A 17,977-nucleotide genomic window follows, 5' to 3' on the forward strand; every position below is an offset into this window, starting at 1 on the left:
GTTTGAAAAACTGCGCGTAGCGCAGTTTTTCAACCCTGGGTCCAGCCCCTGGCTGGTCCGGGGTCGAGGGGGCGGACAGCCCCCCGCGGGGTCCGGGGCAGCGCCCCGGCGCGGGGTTATCGCCGCCGCGTGACGAGCTCGATGAGACGCGTCACGTCGGGCACCCCGAGCCCCGTTGCCGGGTCCCAGCCAGGGCCGGCCGAGTAGCCTGACAGTCGGTGGATCACCGCCTTGCCGTGCGCGTTGAGCACGTTCATGGCCACGTCCGTGCTGCCCTCGGAGATTTCGCGGAAGGGTGCTGGGGTTTCCTTCCGGAGCGCGTAGAGCATCGGATTGATGAACCCCACGCGGCCGAGGCCTGCCGCGCGCCGCGCCTGGTTCATGAGCGCCACGATCGCCGCCCAGATCGGCGCCGCCACGCTCGTGCCGCCCGCATAGTCGACCCACTGCCCACACGCGACCGCCTGGTAGCCCTGCATCGTGAGCGGCTGGTTCGGCGCGCGTTGCACCGCCGAACCCGAGGCCATGAGCGCGACGTCGGGGAAGCCGCGGCCATATGGCACGACCGCAGGCTCGCCCTCGCCACGCGCATACCAGCCCTTCAACGTGTCGTTTTGCCATTTCGGCATGGGCACCTCGCGGCTGAACCCCCCGCTCGACGCGAGCCGCACGAAATGAAGCACCCGCCCGAGCCCAGGCGGCGGCGGCCCGCTCCAAGCGATCTCCGTGAGCGGCGCCCGACCCGTGATCATCGTGCCCCCGACCGAGAGCACGCGTTCCTCCACGGCTGGAAACACCCCGTGGGGCCAGGGGGCGTCCCCGACGTACCTCCCGTCCTTGATCGTGCGCGGCACGCCGTCGAACGCGCCCCAATCGCCCGCCGCGCTGATCACCGTGACGCCGATGGCCGCTGCCTGGTCGAGCAGGCCGCTCACGACGCGGCGCCCGTGGACGCGGTAGTAGCTGCGCTCGGGCGTGATCCAGCTCGTCGAGACGATCGTCGGCATGTTCTCGCGGTCGCCGATGACCTTGAGCAGGAACGTCACCCACGGGTCGGCGATCACCAGCGGATCGACGAAGTACACGAGGATCCGCGCGCCCGGCGCCATCGCGCCCACCCACTCGACGGTCATCGCGACCTCGAGCGTGTAGAGCTTGTTCGCGCTCGTCACCTTCGAGGGCCGGGATCCCACGTGGTACGTCTTGATCTCCGGCGGATGCGGGATGCCGTGGGCGTCCCAGAACGCGTGCAGATCGCTCTCGTCGAGCGCGCCGCCGAGCATGAGGAGGGCGATCGTCTCGCCCGATCCGTCGAGCTCGGTCGCCTTGGGGAAGCGGTAGATCGCGCGGACGTCCGCGGGGGTCAGGCCAAAGCCGGGCTCGGGGCGGCTCTCGCGCGCGCCTTCGAGCGTGGGGAACTGCATCGGGTGCTCGGCGCCCGCGTCGGCGACCATGGTGCTGCGCGCGCGGTTGCCGCTCTGCCGGACCTTCACGGACTGCACGTACTGCGCGATCTGCCGCGGGATCGGCCACTCCATCGGCGTGAGCGCGCGCTCGTCCTTCTCCTTGTCGTCGAGCCAGCGCCGGCACTCGGCGCCGAACGTGCGGCCCACGGCCTCCTTCGTGGTCTTCACGAAGATCGTTTGTCCCGACACGCTGCGCACGTCCATGTGCGGCATGCCGTGCTCTTCGAGCCACGCGAGCACGGCGCGGCGCTCGTCCAAGGGGAGCGCCACGAACTTGCGCAGCTCCTCGCGCTCGAGGTGCTGCGCGCGCTTGGTGTCGTCCGGGTGGCTCGCCGCCTCCGCCGCGCGCCGGATCGACTCGCGATCGTGCTCGTGCAGGACGAAGACGAGCGTCAGCTCGTCGCTTGCGTAGGCGCTCAAGCTGACGCCCCCGGCGCGAGCCTGACAAAACCCTTCTTGGCGGCGGCGCGGACGACGGAGAGCGTCGCGGCGCGGATCGCCTCGGGCGAGGCGTAGCCCGTGGGCAAGAGGCGCGGGGCCTCGGCGAGCAGCGACGCGACGTCGTGGTGGCGCCCCATCGCCTCGACGACGGGCCCGAGCGCAGGCGCGATCTTGCTCGGCGCCGCGTGCGTGCGATGCGTGAAGTCGGCGTCGTCGCTCACGAGATCGTAGAAGACGTCGAGCTCTCCCGTCGGTTTGCCCTCGGTCGCCATGGGCTCGGTGCGCAGCGCCAGCCGGAAGCGCGCGAGGTGCTCGATCGCCTGCTTCGGCAGCGCCTCGGGTGGCGGCAAGCCGTCTTCGTAGAAGACGTTGTACACGTCGCCCTGGAGGCCCGTGATGCCCGCGACGAGCGGGATCACCGTGTCGTCCGTGACCGCGCGGAGCGTCGGGAAGAACCCGGCGCTCGCCATGGTGAAGGCCTGCCGATCGTCGACCGCGAGCTTGCCCGAGGCGTTGACGAGCGTCTGCGCCTCCCACCACCACGAGGGCGCTGCGCGGTTGTTGCCGTAGAAGTAACGCGCGAGCCGGAGGAACGAGCCCGCCTCGCCGCGGATGTAGTCGGCGTAGGCGCGCCAAAGCGCGTCCTCGGGCAGGTCTCGCCGCGCGCGGGCCGTGCGGTACGTGTACGCCGCGCGATGGCCGCTCTGCATCGCGAGCGTCACGCCCGACGAGAGGATCGGATCGACGAAGATCGCCGCATCACCGGCCGTGGCCCAGCCCGGGCCCGTGGGGCTCTTCGCCCACGACGACCAGTCGCGGGTCACCGAGATGCGCTTGCCGCCGCCGATGAAGTCGTCGCGGTGCGTCGCGCGCGAGAGCAAGCCGCGGACCTCGGGGCAGCCCTGGATCGTCTCGTGGTAAAACGACTCGGGATCCTGGCTCTGGAGCGCGTCTTTGAAGTGCGCCGTGTTCGTCACGACGCCGACGCTGATGAGGTCCTGCGCGACGGGGATGTACCAGATCCAGCCTTTGTCGACCGAGCAGATGAACACGTTCGTCCGGTCGCGCGTGCCCCGGTAGAGGATCTTCCACTCGGCCCCGGACCAGTAGCCGTAGACCGCGTAGTTGTTCATGTGCGGATCAAAGACGCGGCCCCCGGGCGTGAAGCGCGTGCCTTGCCCGCTCGCGTCGAGCACGAAGGAGGTCTCGATCGTGCCTTCGCGGCCCTGATCATCTTCCCAGTCGACGCCCGTGACGCGGCCGTGTTCGTCCTTGTGGATCGTCTTGCCGCGCGTCCCCTCGCGCACGTCGGCGCCGAAGTCCCGCGCGCGGTTCATGATCATGTGGTCGAACTCGGCGCGCCGGACGTTGAACGCGTTGAAGGTCTCGTCGCGCTCTTCGGGGCGGCGCAGGAGCTTCGAAAAATCCTGGCCGAGCACGTTCAGCACCTCGGCGCCCTCGTGGACGCGGACGTCGCCGAGCTTGAGGTAGTCGGCGTCCCAGGGCGTCCGATCGCGGCCCCACACGAACGTGATGCCCATCTTGCGGATGAACCCCGCGCGTCCGAGATCGTCGTAGATCCCGAGATCGCGGAGCACCGGGTTCAACGCGGGGATGAGGGACTCGCCGATGTGGTAGCGCGGGAAGCGCGCCTTCTCGAGGACCGTGACCGAGAGGTTCGGCTCGTACTTCTTGAGGATGGCGGCGAAGGTGCTGCCCGCAGGACCCCCGCCGAGGACGACCACGTCGCGACGCTCGATGCCCATGATGCGAGGTCGATTATCACGCGGCGCGCACGCCTGGAAGCCTCGCGCCCGATGGGGTATCCGTGGGGCCAAAGGCCGAGGAGGCGTCGTCGATCGTGCAGGGTTCCGACATCACGTGGGCGCGCATCGCGGAAGGAAAGATCGTGGTCGCGACGAGCGCGCGAGCTTTCCTGCACGAGGAAGCGCTGGCCTTCGGAGGGCCGTTCTCGGTGGCGCCGGAGGGGCCGGTGAGCCTTGCAGCGACGCGAAACCTGCTCGACGGCGTGCTCGGCGTCGCGCAACGGGAAGGGCCCGCGCCGCCGCGGCGAGAGCTTACGATCGCAGGCTGGATCCACCGGCTCGCCGGGTACTTTCATACGACCCACGCGACGCCCAGGCTCATGATCGAGGCCCGCGAGCGCTTCGAAGCGGAGGGGCGCACGACGCTCGCGGCGTGGGCGCATGAAAAGTCGCGCGACGAGCAAGGGCACGATGCGCTCGCGCTGCGCGATCTCGCGTCGCTCGGCTACGACGCCCCCGCGCTCGTCGCCGCGCACGTGCCGGAGACCGCGGCGGCGCTCGTCGATTTCTTCACGTCGCTCGTGCGTGGCCCAGGAGATCCCGCGCGGTGCGTAGGCTACGCGTTCGCGCTCGAGCGCCTCGCCGCGACGCGGAGCGTGGCCGAGGTGCGCGCCGTGCAAGCCGTGCTGCCGAGCGGCGTCGACGCCACGCGTTGCCTGCGCGTGCACAGCGCGGCCGGCACCGACGCGGATCACGTCGACGACATCGTCACGCTCGTCGCCGGCCTCTCGCACGGCGAACGTGAGGCGATCGCGAGGGCCGCTTACGAGACCACCCGGATCGGGAGATTTGCGCGCGGGAGTTCGGCTCGCAGCGACGACGATCTCTCCGTGATGTTCGAGCCGTTTCGCGTCAAGCTCGGCGCTTGACACGGGTGGCCCGCGTCGGCTGCGATGCACGGCCGCTCGACAGGAGAGAGAGCGGATGTACCAGAGGCGTCACGTCCCGAGCCCGCGCGCGCTTCCGAAGACCTATCGTTTCCTGCGGCTTCCGCTCGTGATCGACGTCGCGCCGATCGTCGCCGAGATCGAAGCGGCGGACATCACGTGGCTGCCGAGCCAGTGGAAGTGGCACCTCGGCACGTCGTTTTGCATCCTGCGCGGGGGGCAAGAGCGCGGCTGGCCCGGCAGTCGGCTCACGAGCGGCGGCGGCATCGACGCCCCTGCGCTCGCGCCTCTCCCGCGCCTCTGCGAGCTGCTCGACACGGCGTTTCCTGCGCGCCCCGTCTCGGCGTGGCTCGGCTTGAGCCCGCCGGATTCGCGCATCCATCTGCACGTCGACAACACGCCTCACTGGGACGAACACCACCGCTTCCACGTCCCGCTGATCACGACGCCGGCCGCGCGCCTCTGCGTCGCGGGCCGCTTCCTGCATCTGCCCGCGGGCACCGCGTGGGCCTTCAACAACAGCGTGCCGCACGGCGCGGAAAACCTTGGATCGCCGCGCATTCACCTCATGGTGGATCTGCCGCCCGTGCCGTCCGTCGAGGCCCTCGTCGCCGCGGGCACGCCGGAAGAAGGCGCGAAAGATCCCGAGGCGATGGCACGTTTGTCGCGGGATCCGATGGAGTCGTTGCCCGAGACGATGAAGTCGGACGCGTATCTGCTCTGGCGGCTCGCGCAGCAGTAGTCCGCGCGGGGCAGGGGAGGGGGGCGCGTGGTTCGCGTCCGGACCAAACCCGGCGTGACGAACCCCAAACGTTTCCTTACGGAACGTTCTTCTGTGACCGAAAATGCCCCTACATGTGGCCCGACGAACCGTTGGTCGGACCGTAAGGGTGGGGGCGCGGCAAGTTGCCGCAGGTGTGCGGCGCTTTGCCATCTTGCCCTCGTCGGCTGGGGACGGCAAAACCCGCCCGCGTCGTCGGGAATTCCCGATGATCGAGCGTCCACATGGCGAGATACCTATTCCCAAAGTGGTCCAACCGGGTGCTGCCGATGGTGGCCGCCTTCGTACTTGCTCCGCTTGGCACCGCGGCTGCGGGCGGCCTTTGGTACTACGGTACCAACAAGCACGTCGAAGTTGGCTACACCCCCACGCAACCCGTGGACTACAGCCACAAGCTGCATGCCGGCGATCTCGGCATCGACTGCCGTTACTGTCACACGGCCGTCGACAAGAGCGCCCAAGCGTCCGTCCCCTCCACCGAGACGTGCATGAACTGCCACTCGAAGGTGAAGACGGATAGTCAAAAGCTTCTTCCTGTACGGGAGAGCTTCGCCACGGGGAACCCCATCCCCTGGGTGCGCGTCCACAACCTGGCCGACTACGCGTACTTCAACCACCAGGCCCACGCGACCGCAGGAGTGGCTTGTCAGAGCTGCCACGGCCGCGTCGACCAGATGATCAAGGTGAGTCAAGCACAGCCCCTTTCCATGGGCTGGTGCCTCGATTGCCATCGGAACCCCGAGCCGAACCTCCGGGATCCGAAGGACATCACCAAGATGGTCGACGAGACCGTGCCGGCGAGCGTCGCGAACCTCGCGGCGCCGCCTTCCCAGCGCAAGGTCTCGCCTCCCGTTCATTGCTCGGGGTGCCACCGATGAAGCGAGCTCCGTATCCCATCGAGCCGGATACGTCCGGAAAGAACTACTGGCGGAGCGTCGACGAGTTCGAGAAGTCGCCGTCGTTCGCAGAGGACCTCACGCGCGAGTTCCCGGAGGGCGCCGCCGAGGCTCCGCAAGGGACGAGCCGTCGAGGCTTCCTCGCCATCATGGGCGCCTCGATGGCCCTTGGCGGCCTCGCGGCGTGCCGCAGGCCCGAAGAGGTCATCGTCCCCTACACGCGCGCGCCGGAGGAGATCGTCCCCGGCCGTCCCCTCTTCTTCTCGACCGCGATGCCGATCCTCGGCACCGCGATCGGCCTCGTCGTCGAGACGCACGAAGGCCGGCCGACGAAGATCGAGGGCAACCCCCGCCACCCCGAGAGCCTCGGGGCGACGAACTCGTTCGTGCAGGCGTCGGTGCTCGATCTCTACGATCCGGACCGGAGCCAGAGCCCGCAAGAGAAGGGCGAGGCGCGGACGTGGGACGACGCGAGCGCGTTCTTGCGCAAGCTCGGCGACGACGCGAAGAAGAAGAACGGCAAGGGGCTCGCGGTCCTCGTCGAGGATCACCGCTCGCCCACGGTCGCCGCGCAGCTCGACGCGCTCCTCAAGCTGATGCCCGACGCGCGCCTCGTGCGGTACGAGGCGTTCGGCCGTGACGTGACGGAGGAAGCCGCGCGGATCGCCTTCGGCAAGGCGCTCGTGCCCGTCTACGACCTCGGCGAAGCCGACGTCGTGGTCTCGCTCGACGCGGACTTCCTGCTGAACGAGGGCAGCGTCGTGAAGAACGTGCGCGCCTTTGCGGACCGGCGGAACCCGGACCGCAAGGACAAGCCGATGAACCGGTTCTACGCGATCGAGAGCTCCTTCTCGGTCTCGGGGACGAGCGCGGATCATCGGATGCGCCTTCAGAGCCACAAGATCCCGGCGCTCGCGTACGCGCTCGCGCAGGAGATCGCCGCGGCCGCGAAGGTGGAGCTGCCGGCGGACATCACGTCCGCGCTCGGCGGCGCCGGCGCGCTCGATCCGGACGCCACGAAGCTGGTCAAGGCCATCGCGGCAGACATCGCGAAGCGCAACGGCGCGGCCTTGATCGTCGTGGGTCGCAAGCAGCCCGCGGCCGTGCACGCGCTCTTCCACGCGGTGCACCGCGCGATCGGCGCGGTCGGCAAGACCGTGAAGCTCGTGCGCCCGTTCGACGAGGTGAAGGGCGGCCCGGCAGAGATCGCGGCCCTCGGCAAGGACCTCCAGGCAGGCACGATCGACACGCTGATCGTGCTCGGCGGCAACCCTGCGTTCAACGCGCCCGCGGACGTCCGCGACGCGATCACGAAGGCGAAGACGCTGGTCCACGTGGGCACGCACGTCGACGAGACGGGCAAGGCCGCGGCGTGGCACCTGAACCGCGCGCACGCGCTCGAGAGCTGGGGCGACGTCCGGTCCGAAGACGGCACGGGCGCGATCGTCCAGCCGCTCATCGCGCCGCTGTACGGCGGCAAGACCGACGCGGAGATCCTCGAGATCTTCCTCGGCGGTACGCGCAAGGGCTACGACCTCGTCCGCGCGAGCTGGCACGGCGCGCAGTCGCTCGCCGCCGACTTCGAGCGTGACTTCCGTCGCGCCCTGCACGACGGCCTCTGGAAGGACAGCGCCTTCCCGGCCGAGACGGCGGATCTCGACGCGGCGAAGGTCGGCGCAGCGATCAAGGCGCAGAAGGCCGTGGCGCCCAAGGGCGACCTCGAGGTCATCTTCGACCCGGATCCGCACACGTGGGACGGCCGGTACGCGAACAACGGCTGGCTCCAGGAGATGCCGGACCCGATGGCGAAGCTCACCTGGGGCAACGTCGCGTCGCTCTCGCCCAAGACGGCGAGGGGGCTCGGCGTGGTCGACGGGGACCTCGTCAACGTGAGCGCGAACGGCGCGACGGTGACGCTCCCCGCGCTCGTGGCGCCGGGGCTCGCCGACGGGACGATCCTCGTGACGGTCGGTCAGGGCCGGAGCGTGGTCGGCCGGGTCGGCAAGAACATCGGCGTCGACACGGGCTCGTTGCGCACGAGCGCGGCGTTCCACGTCGCGGACGGCGTGTCGATCACGAAGGCGGGCGGCTCGACGAAGCTCTCGCGGACGCAGGAGCACTTCCTCACGGAGGGCCGGCCGCTCGTGCTCGAGGCGTCGTTCGCCAAGTACCAGGCGAACCCGCAGGTCGTCCCGCAGCCGAAGAAGTACCTGAGCCTCTTCGAGGAGCGGAACTACGACAAGGGCCATGCCTGGGGCATGACGATCGATCTCGCCGCGTGCGTCGGCTGCAACGCTTGCAGCATCGCGTGCCAGGCGGAGAACAACATCCCGATCGTCGGCGCCGAGGGCGTGCAGAAGTCGCGCGAGATGCACTGGATGCGGATGGATCGGTACTTCGAGGGCGACCTCGACAACCCGACGAGCGTCTCGCAGCCGATGATGTGCGTGCACTGCGAGAACGCGCCGTGCGAAGAGGTCTGCCCGGTCGCGGCGACGACGCACAGCCCCGAGGGGCTGAACGAGATGACGTACAACCGGTGCATCGGCACCAAGTACTGCGCGAACAACTGCCCCTTCAAGGTCCGAAGGTTCAACTACTTCGACTACACGAAGGACACGATCGAGCAGCACAAGATGCAGATGAACCCGGACGTCACGGTGCGGAGCCGAGGCGTCATGGAGAAGTGCACGTACTGCGTGCAGCGCATCAACCGCGCGAAGATCTCCGCGAAGGCGGAGGGGCGCGAGCGTCTCCGCGACGGCGAGGTGGTGACGGCATGCCAGGCGGCTTGCCCGGCGCAGGCCATCCACTTCGGCGACCTCAACGACAAGCAGAGCGAGGTGGCCAAGCGCGCCGCCGGGCCGCGCGGATACAAGCTCCTGGAAGAGCTCAACGTCCGCCCGCGCACGTCGTACCTCGCCAAGATCAAGAACCCCAACCCTGAGCTGGAGGGGGCATGACCACCGCCGCCCTGCAAGAAGACACGCCCGGCAAGCGTGCTCCACTCGTCCTCGGCCACCGCGATTTCAACGCGGTGACCGAGACGGTCGCGGGGATCGTCGAGAAAAAGACGACCCCCTCGTGGCTGGTGCTTTTGGGCCTCGCGGTGAGCGTCCTGCTCATCCTGCTTGGCTCGCTCGGTAAGCTCGCGGCGGAAGGCCTCGGTATCTGGGGTCTGAACAACACGGTCTTCTGGGCCTGGGACATCACCGGCTTCGTTTTCTGGATCGGTATCGGCCACGCCGGCACGCTGATCAGCGCCATCCTCTTCCTGTTCCGGCAGAAGTGGCGCACCAGCATCAACCGCGCGGCGGAGGCGATGACGATCTTCGCCGTCATGTCGGCGGCGATTTACCCGGTGTTCCACGTCGGCCGCGTGTGGTTCGCGTATTGGCTCTTCCCGATACCGAACCAGATGAGCATGTGGCCGAACTTCAAGAGCCCGCTGCTCTGGGACGTGTTCGCGATCTCGACGTACGCGACGGTCTCGATCCTGTTCTGGTACGTCGGCCTGGTGCCGGACCTCGCGACGCTGCGTGATCGCGCGACGACGAAGGTCCGCTCGATCGTGCTCGGCATCTTTTCGCTCGGCTGGCGCGGCTCGCACAGGAACTGGCTGAACTACGAGAAGACCTACCTCATCCTGGCCGGTCTCTCGACGCCGCTGGTTCTCTCCGTGCACACGATCGTGTCGTTCGACTTCGCCGTGTCGATCATGCCGGGCTGGCACACGACGATCTTCCCGCCGTACTTCGTCGCCGGCGCCATCTTCAGCGGCTTCGCGATGGTCGTGTCGCTGATGGTGCTCGCGCGCAAGGCGTACGGTCTCGAGGGCCTGATCACCATCAAGCACCTCGAGAACATGAACAAGATCATCCTCCTGACGGGGACGATGGTCGGGTACGCCTACGCGATCGAGTACTTCATCGCCTGGTACGGCGGCAACGAGTACGAGCGCTTCGCGTTCATCAACCGCGCGTTCGGTCCGTACAAGTGGGCGTACTGGACCATGTGGAGCTGCAACGTCTTCTCGCCGCAGCTCTTCTGGTTCAAGCGCATCCGGACCAGCATCCCGGCGATGTTCGTGATCTCGATCTTCGTGAACATCGGCATGTGGTTCGAGCGCTTCGTCATCATCGTGACGAGCCTCCACCGCGACTACATCCCCTCGAGCTGGACCTACTTCCGGCCGAGCCTCTTCGACATCTCGACGTTCCTCGGGTCGTTCGGTCTGTTCTTCACGCTGTTCCTCCTCTTCCTCCGGTTCCTGCCGGCGGTGGCCATCAGCGAGGTCAAGGGCGTGATGCCGCAGGCGGATCCGCACGCGGGCCATGGCGACGACCACGGCCACGACGCGCACGACGACCACCACGAGGAGGCGAGCGCGAAGTCCGACGAGAGCGAGGACGAGGGCGACGAGGGCGAGGAGGCGTCGGAGGGCGACGCGGAGAAGGACGAGGAGGAGTCCCGTGGATAAGGCTCATCGTCATGAAGAGCTCGAGGAAGAGGCGGCGAAGCCGTTCGGCCTCATGGGCTACTTCCTCACGCCCGGCGAGCTGATGCACGCCTGTGAGAAGCTGAAGAACGCCGGGTACAAGGACTTCGACGCGCAGACGCCGTTCCCCGTGCACGGCCTGGAGAAGGCGATGGGGCTGCCCCCGTCGAAGATGCCGTGGATCGTGCTGACCTGCGGGACGGTTGGCCTGCTCAGCGCGATCGCGCTGACGGCGTTCGTCTCGTTCGACTACCCGCTCGTCATCAGCGGCAAGCCGTCGTTCTCGTACCAGGCCTACGTGCCGATCATGTTCGAGCTGACGGTGCTCTTCTCGGCGTTTGGTGCGTTCTTCGGCTTGTGGGGCGTGAACCGCCTGCCGATGTTCTACCACCCGTCGATGAAGCACCCGTCCTTCCCGCGTGCGACGGACGACGCGTTCTTCGTCACGGTCGAGGCGAAGGACCCCAAATACGACGCGTCGAAGACGAGGAAGCTCCTCGAGGATCTCGGCGCACGCGAGATCGTGGAGGTCACGGAATGAGGCCCGCCGCATTCCTCTTGTTCGCGCTGGCCCTCGCGGGCTGCCGCGGCAGCAAAAGCGAGGAGCCGCCGGTCCACGTCTTCGGAGACATGGACTGGCAGCCCAAGTACCAGTGGGGTGAGGCGAGCCCGCTCTTCGAGGACGGCCGCGCGATGCGGCCGATCGTCGACGGGACGGTGCCTGTCGGCCACCTGGACGAGGACGACGCGTACTACCGCGGCAAGGACGCGAAGGGCGAGTTCATCGGCCGCGCGCCGGTCGAGGTGGACGAGAAGCTCGTTCGTCGTGGCCAGGAGCGCTTCAACATCTACTGCGCGCCCTGCCACGACATGTCGGGCAGCGGCCGCGGGATGGTGGTGCAGCGCGGGTTCCCCCCGCCGGTCGAGCTCTCGTCGGATCGCGTCCGGACCATGCCGGACGGGCAGGTCTTCGACACCATCTCGCACGGCGTCCGGAACATGCCGGCGTATCGCAAGCAGATCCCGGTGGCCGATCGGTGGGCCATCGTCACGTGGGTGAGGGTGCTCGGCAAGAGCCAGCATGCCTCGATCGACGACGTGCCCGCCGACAAGCGCAACGCGATCGATCCAGAAGGAGACGCGCAATGAGCCAGGCGGCGGCAATGACCGCAGGTCGGGCCACGGGCGAAAAGTCGAAGAGCGACGACGCCCGGAAGCTCCCGAAAGACGTGGGCGACACGCTCACGAAGGCGGGCATGGGGCTCGCGGTCGTGGGCGTGGTGGCGGCGGGCGCCGGCTATGCGATGGACCCGAAGCGATTCGCGGCCTCGTATCTGGTCGGCTTCTTGTACGTCGCGACGGTCGCGCTCGGCGGCTTGTTCTTCGTGCTGGTCCAGCACCTCGCGCGCGCGGGCTGGTCGGTGGCGGCGCGGCGGCAGATGGAGTGGCTCGCGGGCCTCCTGCCTGCGGTCGCGGTCCTCTCGATTCCGATCTTCGTCTGGGCGCACGACCTTTACCATCACTGGATGGGGCCGCAGGCGGCGACGGATCCGCTCCTCCAGAAGAAGGCGGGGTACCTGAACCCCACGTTCTTCTATGGCCGGTCGGCGTTCTACGTCCTCGTGTGGGTGGCCCTCGGCCTCTACTTCACGCGCACGAGCCGCGCGCAGGACGAGAGCGGGGACACCAAGCTCACCGAGAAGATGCAGGCGGCGAGCGCGCCGGCGATGATCCTCTTCGCCCTGACGACGACGTTCGCGGCGTTCGACTGGGTGATGAGCCTCGACCCGCACTGGTACTCGACCATCTTCGGCGTGTACGTGTTCGCGGGGTGCGCGACGAGCTCGCTCTCGGTGCTCGCGCTCATCACGGTGCAGCTCCAGCAGCGCGGCTACTTCCGCAAGATCAGCACGATCGAGCACCGGCACGACATCGGCAAGCTGCTCTTCGGGTTCATCGTCTTCTTCGCGTACATCGGCTTCTCGCAGTTCCTGCTGATCTGGTACGCCGACATCCCCGAGGAGACGATCTGGTACCACCACCGCTGGGACGACGCGGGCTGGGCGAAGGTGAGCCTCGCGATCCTCTTCGGTCACTTCGTGATCCCCTTCCTCCTTCTGCTCTCGCGGCACGTGAAGCGGAATGCGCTGGGGCTCTCGGTCGGCGCCGTGATCATGCTGGTCATGCACTACGTCGACCTCTACTGGCTCGTCATGCCGACGTTCGACCACCACTTCCACTTCAGCGTGGTGGACATCTGCGGCCTGCTCGGACCGCTCGGCATCGTGGCGTTCCTCCTCGCACGGCAGGCTGCAAAGGGCCCGCTCTACCCGCTCCGTGATCCTCGGCTCGCCGAGACCGTGAAGGTGGACAATCCATGAGCAAGAAGAAGAAGAAGAACCAGGGCCGCGCGGAGTCCGCCGCCGAGGAGACCTCGAAGGTGTCCTCGGGCGACGACGAGTCGACCTCCGAGGAGCGCGAGGACGGCGCGGAGGCCAGCGCGCACGCCGAGGAGCACGACGATCACGGCGGCGACGCGCACGAGGGCGGTCACGGGCACGGCGGGCACGACCCGGTCGAGGACGACAGGCCGCGCAACGGCCTCATCGTGCTCGTCACGGTCATCACCTGCGTGGTCGTGGTGGCTCTCTGCGTCGCGGTGCGCGAGATCTTCAACTACTACGTGGATCGCGAGCTCCACGACAAGGTCCTCTCGCTCCAATCGAGCGACCTTCGGGCCCTGCGCGCCGCCGAGCAGCAGAAGCTCACGCACTACCAGTGGGTGAGCAAGAAGGACGGCGTCGTGCGGATCCCGACGGATCGCGCGGTCGAGCTGACGATCGCGGGCTACCGGCAGCCGCCCATGGCCCCGCCTCTGAAGGAGGAGCCGGCCCCCACGCCCACGCAGGACAAGCCCGAGGAGAACAAGGGCGAGGAGAAGAAGGACGGCGCCAAGGTCGAGGAGAAGGGCGACAAGAAGGGCGAATCCACGGACAAGAAGCCCGAGGACAAGCCCAAGGAGCCCAAGAAGTGATGGTTCGTCCGGGCCGCTTCCTTATGTTCATCGCTGCCGCGCTCACGGCGGCCGTGGTCACGCTTGCGCCGGTTTCGCCGGCGTTCGCGGGGGACCCGGCGCTGCCGAAGGAGCTCGAAGGCGTGGACATCGAGGAGCGACCCGGCGCCCTCCTTCCGGCGGACGCGAAGCTCCGGGATCACGAGGGGCGCGACGTCACGCTGGGCAGCTATCTCGACGGCGAGCACCCGGTGATCCTGGTGCTCGCATATTACGAGTGTCCCATGCTCTGCTCGCTGGTCGTGAACGGCCTGCTCCAGGGCATGAAGGGCCTCGCCTGGACGGCGGGCAAGGAGTACCGCGTCGTCGTCGTCAGCATCGATCCTCGCGATACCCCCGAGACGGCCCGCAAGAAGCGCGACTCGTACGTCGGCGTCTATGGTCGGCCCGTGGCGGAGCGGGGATGGGATTTCCTGGTGGGGGAGGAGGCCCAGGCGCGTCGCGTGGCCGACGCGGTGGGCTTCCGGTACCGCTGGGAAGAGGCGACGCAGCAGTATGCACACGCGGCGGGCGTTTTCGTGTTCACGCCCGACGGCAAGCTCTCGCGGACGCTGTACGGGCTCAACTACAGCGCGAAGGACCTCGAGCTCTCGTTGCTCGAGGCGTCGCAGGGCAAGCTCGCGTCCGCGTGGGGTCGCGTGCTCCTGTTCTGCTTTCATTACGATCCCGCAGAAAACAAGTATGTCCTCGCGACGAGGCGTCTGATGAAGGCGGGCGGTGTGTTCACGGTGCTGGGGATCGGAGGCATGCTCCTCGGGTTCTGGCGGCGTGAGCGTCGTCGCGCGTCCAAGTCGACGGATGGAGCTCTGGCATGAGGTTGGATCCGATCGAACTCGGCTCGTTCTGGATGCCGAAGCAGTCTTCGACGATCGCGCAGGAAATCGATACTGCGTGGTACATCGTCTATTGGCTGGACATCGCGATGTTCGTGGGCCTGATGGTGCCGCTCGCGTACTTCATGTACCGCTACAAGAGGCGGACCGCGAAGGACAAGGTCAGCGACGTCACGCACAGCACGACGCTCGAGATCACGTGGACCATCATCCCGTCGATCATGGTGATCGGCCTCTTCTTCGTGGGCCTCAGCGGCTGGATGAAGGCGATGGTCGCGCCGGGCAACGCGCTCGAGATCCGCACGACGGCGGAGATGTACATGTGGACGTTCACGTACCCGAACGGGAACGTGAGCGTGAACGAGCTCGTGGTGCCCAAGGGCCAGCCCGTGAAGCTCATCATGAGCTCGAAGGACGTCCTCCACAGCTTCTTCGTGCCCGAGTTCCGGGTGAAGCAGGACGTCGTGCCGGGCACGTACACGACGGTCTGGTTCGAGGCGACGGAGAACCGCGATACCATCCTCTTCTGCACGGAGTATTGCGGCGTCGGCCATTCGGACATGATGGCCAGGGTGCGTGTGATGGAGAAGGCCGACTACGACAACTGGCAGGAGACCGGCCTCATGCCCGGCGAGAAGCCGCTTCCCCCGGCGGAGCTCGGCAAGAAGCTCTACGCGACGCGTAGCTGCAACACCTGCCACTCGCTCGACGGGTCCCGCATCCAGGGCCCGACGTTCAAGGGGGTCTTCGGTCGAACGGAGCAGATCGCGGATGGTTCGTCGGTCAAGGTCGACGAGAACTACATCCGTGAGAGCTTGCTCGAGCCGAACAAGAAGGTGGTCAGTGGGTACCCGGCGGTCATGCCGACCTACAAGGGCCTACTCAAGGAAACGGACATCGACGCGCTCATCGCGTACCTGAAGACGGTCCAGTAGGGAATCGGAGGCTCGATCATGGCAAACACGGCTACGGTCGACGAACTCGGGCACTCGCCCGAGGTTCGAGGCAAAAACTACCTGAACCAAACTGCTGGCGTCTGGTCCTGGCTGACGACGGTCGACCACAAACGCATCGGCATCATGTACCTGGTGTCGGTGCTCGTCGGCTTCGGCCTCGGCGGCATCTTCGCCCTTCTCGTCCGTCTCGAGCTTTTGACGGCGAAGAAGACCATCATGGACGCCTCGCAGTACAACCAGGCGTTCACGCTGCACGGCGCGGCGATGGTGTTCCTCTTCATCATCCCGTCGATCCCGGCGTCGCTCGGCAACTTCTTCCTGCCGCTGATGATCGGCGCGAAGGACGTGGCCTTCCCCAGGCTCAACTTGCTGAGCCTGTACCTGTACTGGATCGGCGCGATCTTCATGCTCGCGGCGATCGTGACGGGCGGCGTGGACACGGGCTGGACCTTCTACGTGCCCTACGCCTCCGGCGTGTCGACGACGTCGGTCATCTCGGCGACGTTCGGCGTGTTCGTGATGGGGTTCTCGAGCATCCTGACGGGGCTCAACTTCATCGTGACGCTGCACAAGCTCCGGGCCCCGGGGATGAGCTGGTACCGCATGCCGCTCTTCCTCTGGTCGCTCTACGCGACCAGCATCATCCAGGTGCTCGCGACGCCGGTCCTCGGCATCACGCTGCTCCTCCTCATCTTCGAGCGCGCGTTCCACATCGGCATCTTCGATCCGACGCTCGGCGGTGACCCCGTCCTGTTCCAGCACTTCTTCTGGTTCTACAGCCACCCGGCCGTCTACATCATGATCCTGCCGGGCATGGGCGTGGCGACGGAGATCCTCGCGACGAACTCGCAGCGCCGGGTCTTCGGGTACAAGGCGATCGCGTTCTCCAGCGTGGCCATCGCCCTCGTGTCGTTCCTCGTGTGGGGCCACCACATGTTCGTCTCGGGGCAGAGCGAGCTCTCCTCGGCGATCTTCTCCTTCCTGACGTTCTTCGTGGCCATCCCGAGCGGGGTGAAGATGTTCAACTGGCTCGGCACGCTCTGGGGCGGGTCGATCCGGTTCACGGTGCCGATGCTCTACGGCATCGCGTTCCTCTTCCTCTTCGGGATCGGCGGTCTGACGGGCCTCTTCCTCGGGATGCTGAGCGTCGACCTGCACCTGCACGACACGTACTTCGTCGTCGCCCACTTCCACTACGTGATGATGGGCAGCACGGCGATCGCGTTCTTCGGCGGCCTCCACCACTGGTGGCCCAAGATGACGGGCAAGATGTACGACGAGAAGCTGGCGCGCGTGGGCTTCGCCCTCACGTTCATCGGCTTCAACTGGACGTTCTTCACCCAGTTCATCCTTGGCACGCGTGGCATGCCGCGCCGCTACTACAACTACCTCGACCAGTACCAGCCGCTGCACGCGTTCTCGACGTACGGCTCGTGGGTCCTGGGCTTGGGCTTCCTCATCACGTTCATCTGCCTCGCCCGGTCGCTGAAGACCGGCGCGCCCGCGCCGGCGAACCCGTGGGACAGCGCGACGCTCGAGTGGCAGACGCAGTCGCCGCCGATCACGGAGAACTTCGAGAAGGCCCCCATCGTGACGCTGGACGCGTACGAGCGTCCTGCTGAGGAGACTGCTTGATGAGCGCGAAAGCCGAGGCTTTGGGCGGCGCTGAGGAGACGAAGCTCTCCCCCCAGTTCCACGTCGCCCACCACTTCGACAAGGCAGACACCCAGTTCGACGCAGGTCGAATGGGCGTGTGGCTCTTCTTGGTGACGGAGATCCTGCTGTTCGGCGGCTTGTTCTGCGCCTTCGCCATCTTCCGTAGCAAGTACTTCCCGTCGTTCGTCGAGGCGCACCACCACCTCGACCGCGTGATGGGCGGCATCAACACCATCGTGCTGATCTCGTCGAGCTTCACGATGGCGCTCGCGGTGCGGTCCGCGCAGAAGAACGAGAAGAAGAAGACCACCCTCCTGCTCGCGATCACCCTCGCGTGCGCGGCGATGTTCCTTGTGGTCAAGTACTTCGAGTACAGCCACAAGATCCACGACGGGCTCCTGCCCGGCGGGAACTTCACGGCGGCGGATTTCGCCTCGGGTCACCCGGGCATCTTCTTCGCCATCTACTTCATGATGACCGGGATCCACGGCGTGCACGTGGTCATCGGCATGGGCCTCATCCTCTGGATCCTCCTCCGGAACCAGAAGAACGAGTTCTCCAGCCGCTACTACGCGCCCGTCGAGAACGTGGGCCTCTACTGGCACCTCGTCGACCTCGTGTGGATCTACCTCTTCCCGCTCCTTTACCTGGTCGGCTGAGCCCG

15 protein-coding genes are annotated in these 17,977 nt (G+C 67.1%); 13 read left to right on the plus strand and 2 right to left on the minus strand.

The window, feature by feature from the left end; all coding sequences use genetic code 11:
• Nucleotides 1–116: 116 nt before the first annotated feature.
• Nucleotides 117–1,886, minus strand: a complete 1,770-nt coding sequence (locus QHF89_RS39175) for a S53 family peptidase (RefSeq protein ID WP_136972403.1) — start codon at nucleotides 1,884–1,886, stop codon at nucleotides 117–119.
• Nucleotides 1,883–3,673 carry an NAD(P)/FAD-dependent oxidoreductase gene (locus QHF89_RS39180; RefSeq protein WP_136972402.1) on the minus strand — a complete coding sequence of 597 codons (1,791 nt, stop codon included), beginning with the start codon at nucleotides 3,671–3,673 and terminating at the stop codon, nucleotides 1,883–1,885. The genes QHF89_RS39175 and QHF89_RS39180 overlap by 4 nt, the downstream gene beginning before the upstream one ends.
• A 95-nt stretch (nucleotides 3,674–3,768) precedes the next feature.
• Between QHF89_RS39180 and QHF89_RS39185 the strand changes: the two genes are divergently transcribed.
• From QHF89_RS39185 to QHF89_RS39245, 13 genes are all read left to right on the plus strand, one after another.
• The gene (locus tag QHF89_RS39185; RefSeq protein WP_136972401.1) at nucleotides 3,769–4,602 is read left to right on the plus strand and encodes an iron-containing redox enzyme family protein; all 834 of its coding nucleotides are present in this window, start codon (nucleotides 3,769–3,771) and stop codon (nucleotides 4,600–4,602) included.
• Between the two features lie 55 nt (nucleotides 4,603–4,657).
• Nucleotides 4,658–5,362, plus strand: coding sequence for an aspartyl/asparaginyl beta-hydroxylase domain-containing protein (locus QHF89_RS39190; RefSeq protein WP_136972400.1), 705 nt, complete (start codon nucleotides 4,658–4,660; stop codon nucleotides 5,360–5,362).
• Nucleotides 5,363–5,625: 263 nt separating this feature from the next.
• Nucleotides 5,626–6,279, plus strand: coding sequence for a cytochrome c3 family protein (locus tag QHF89_RS39195; protein ID WP_136972399.1), 654 nt, complete (start codon nucleotides 5,626–5,628; stop codon nucleotides 6,277–6,279).
• Complete coding sequence (locus tag QHF89_RS39200; protein ID WP_136972398.1) at nucleotides 6,276–9,260, plus strand: TAT-variant-translocated molybdopterin oxidoreductase; 2,985 nt, start codon at nucleotides 6,276–6,278, stop codon at nucleotides 9,258–9,260. The genes QHF89_RS39195 and QHF89_RS39200 overlap by 4 nt, the downstream gene beginning before the upstream one ends.
• Complete coding sequence (gene nrfD / locus QHF89_RS39205; protein ID WP_136972397.1) at nucleotides 9,257–10,777, plus strand: NrfD/PsrC family molybdoenzyme membrane anchor subunit; 1,521 nt, start codon at nucleotides 9,257–9,259, stop codon at nucleotides 10,775–10,777. Before QHF89_RS39200 ends, nrfD begins: the two co-directional genes overlap by 4 nt.
• Nucleotides 10,770–11,336: a DUF3341 domain-containing protein gene (locus QHF89_RS39210; RefSeq protein ID WP_211365485.1), complete on the plus strand. Its 567-nt coding sequence runs from the start codon at nucleotides 10,770–10,772 to the stop codon at nucleotides 11,334–11,336. The genes nrfD and QHF89_RS39210 overlap by 8 nt, the downstream gene beginning before the upstream one ends.
• Entirely contained in the window at nucleotides 11,333–11,944 is a 612-nt protein-coding gene (locus QHF89_RS39215; RefSeq protein ID WP_136972395.1) for a c-type cytochrome, read from the plus strand. Before QHF89_RS39210 ends, QHF89_RS39215 begins: the two co-directional genes overlap by 4 nt.
• Nucleotides 11,941–13,176: a hypothetical protein gene (locus QHF89_RS39220; RefSeq protein ID WP_136972394.1), complete on the plus strand. Its 1,236-nt coding sequence runs from the start codon at nucleotides 11,941–11,943 to the stop codon at nucleotides 13,174–13,176. Before QHF89_RS39215 ends, QHF89_RS39220 begins: the two co-directional genes overlap by 4 nt.
• Nucleotides 13,173–13,829 (plus strand): hypothetical protein, encoded by a 657-nt coding sequence (locus QHF89_RS39225; RefSeq protein WP_136972393.1) that lies wholly within the window; start codon nucleotides 13,173–13,175, stop codon nucleotides 13,827–13,829. The genes QHF89_RS39220 and QHF89_RS39225 overlap by 4 nt, the downstream gene beginning before the upstream one ends.
• Nucleotides 13,829–14,683 (plus strand): SCO family protein, encoded by an 855-nt coding sequence (locus QHF89_RS39230; RefSeq protein WP_284721514.1) that lies wholly within the window; start codon nucleotides 13,829–13,831, stop codon nucleotides 14,681–14,683. The genes QHF89_RS39225 and QHF89_RS39230 overlap by 1 nt, the downstream gene beginning before the upstream one ends.
• Nucleotides 14,680–15,636, plus strand: a complete 957-nt coding sequence (gene coxB, locus QHF89_RS39235) for a cytochrome c oxidase subunit II (RefSeq protein WP_136972391.1) — start codon at nucleotides 14,680–14,682, stop codon at nucleotides 15,634–15,636. The genes QHF89_RS39230 and coxB overlap by 4 nt, the downstream gene beginning before the upstream one ends.
• A gap of 18 nt (nucleotides 15,637–15,654) precedes the next feature.
• Complete coding sequence (gene ctaD, locus QHF89_RS39240; RefSeq protein WP_136932709.1) at nucleotides 15,655–17,292, plus strand: cytochrome c oxidase subunit I; 1,638 nt, start codon at nucleotides 15,655–15,657, stop codon at nucleotides 17,290–17,292.
• A complete protein-coding gene (locus tag QHF89_RS39245; RefSeq protein WP_136932708.1) occupies nucleotides 17,292–17,972 on the plus strand; it encodes a cytochrome c oxidase subunit 3 family protein in 681 nt (226 codons plus the stop codon). The genes ctaD and QHF89_RS39245 overlap by 1 nt, the downstream gene beginning before the upstream one ends.
• Nucleotides 17,973–17,977: the final 5 nt, after the last annotated feature.

The organism is Polyangium sorediatum (assembly GCF_029946465.1).
GTDB classification, from domain to species: domain Bacteria; phylum Myxococcota_A; class Polyangia; order Polyangiales; family Polyangiaceae; genus Polyangium; species Polyangium fumosum.

Coding starts and splice junctions, on each gene's coding strand:
- QHF89_RS39180 (WP_136972402.1), bottom strand. CDS start 3,673: ATGGGCATCGAGCGTCGCGACGTGGTCGTCCTCGGCGGGGGTCCTGCG.
- QHF89_RS39190 (WP_136972400.1), top strand. CDS start 4,658: ATGTACCAGAGGCGTCACGTCCCGAGCCCGCGCGCGCTTCCGAAGACC.
- QHF89_RS39195 (WP_136972399.1), top strand. CDS start 5,626: ATGGCGAGATACCTATTCCCAAAGTGGTCCAACCGGGTGCTGCCGATG.
- QHF89_RS39200 (WP_136972398.1), top strand. CDS start 6,276: ATGAAGCGAGCTCCGTATCCCATCGAGCCGGATACGTCCGGAAAGAAC.
- nrfD (WP_136972397.1), top strand. CDS start 9,257: ATGACCACCGCCGCCCTGCAAGAAGACACGCCCGGCAAGCGTGCTCCA.
- QHF89_RS39215 (WP_136972395.1), top strand. CDS start 11,333: ATGAGGCCCGCCGCATTCCTCTTGTTCGCGCTGGCCCTCGCGGGCTGC.
- QHF89_RS39220 (WP_136972394.1), top strand. CDS start 11,941: ATGAGCCAGGCGGCGGCAATGACCGCAGGTCGGGCCACGGGCGAAAAG.
- QHF89_RS39225 (WP_136972393.1), top strand. CDS start 13,173: ATGAGCAAGAAGAAGAAGAAGAACCAGGGCCGCGCGGAGTCCGCCGCC.
- QHF89_RS39230 (WP_284721514.1), top strand. CDS start 13,829: ATGGTTCGTCCGGGCCGCTTCCTTATGTTCATCGCTGCCGCGCTCACG.
- coxB (WP_136972391.1), top strand. CDS start 14,680: ATGAGGTTGGATCCGATCGAACTCGGCTCGTTCTGGATGCCGAAGCAG.
- ctaD (WP_136932709.1), top strand. CDS start 15,655: ATGGCAAACACGGCTACGGTCGACGAACTCGGGCACTCGCCCGAGGTT.
- QHF89_RS39245 (WP_136932708.1), top strand. CDS start 17,292: ATGAGCGCGAAAGCCGAGGCTTTGGGCGGCGCTGAGGAGACGAAGCTC.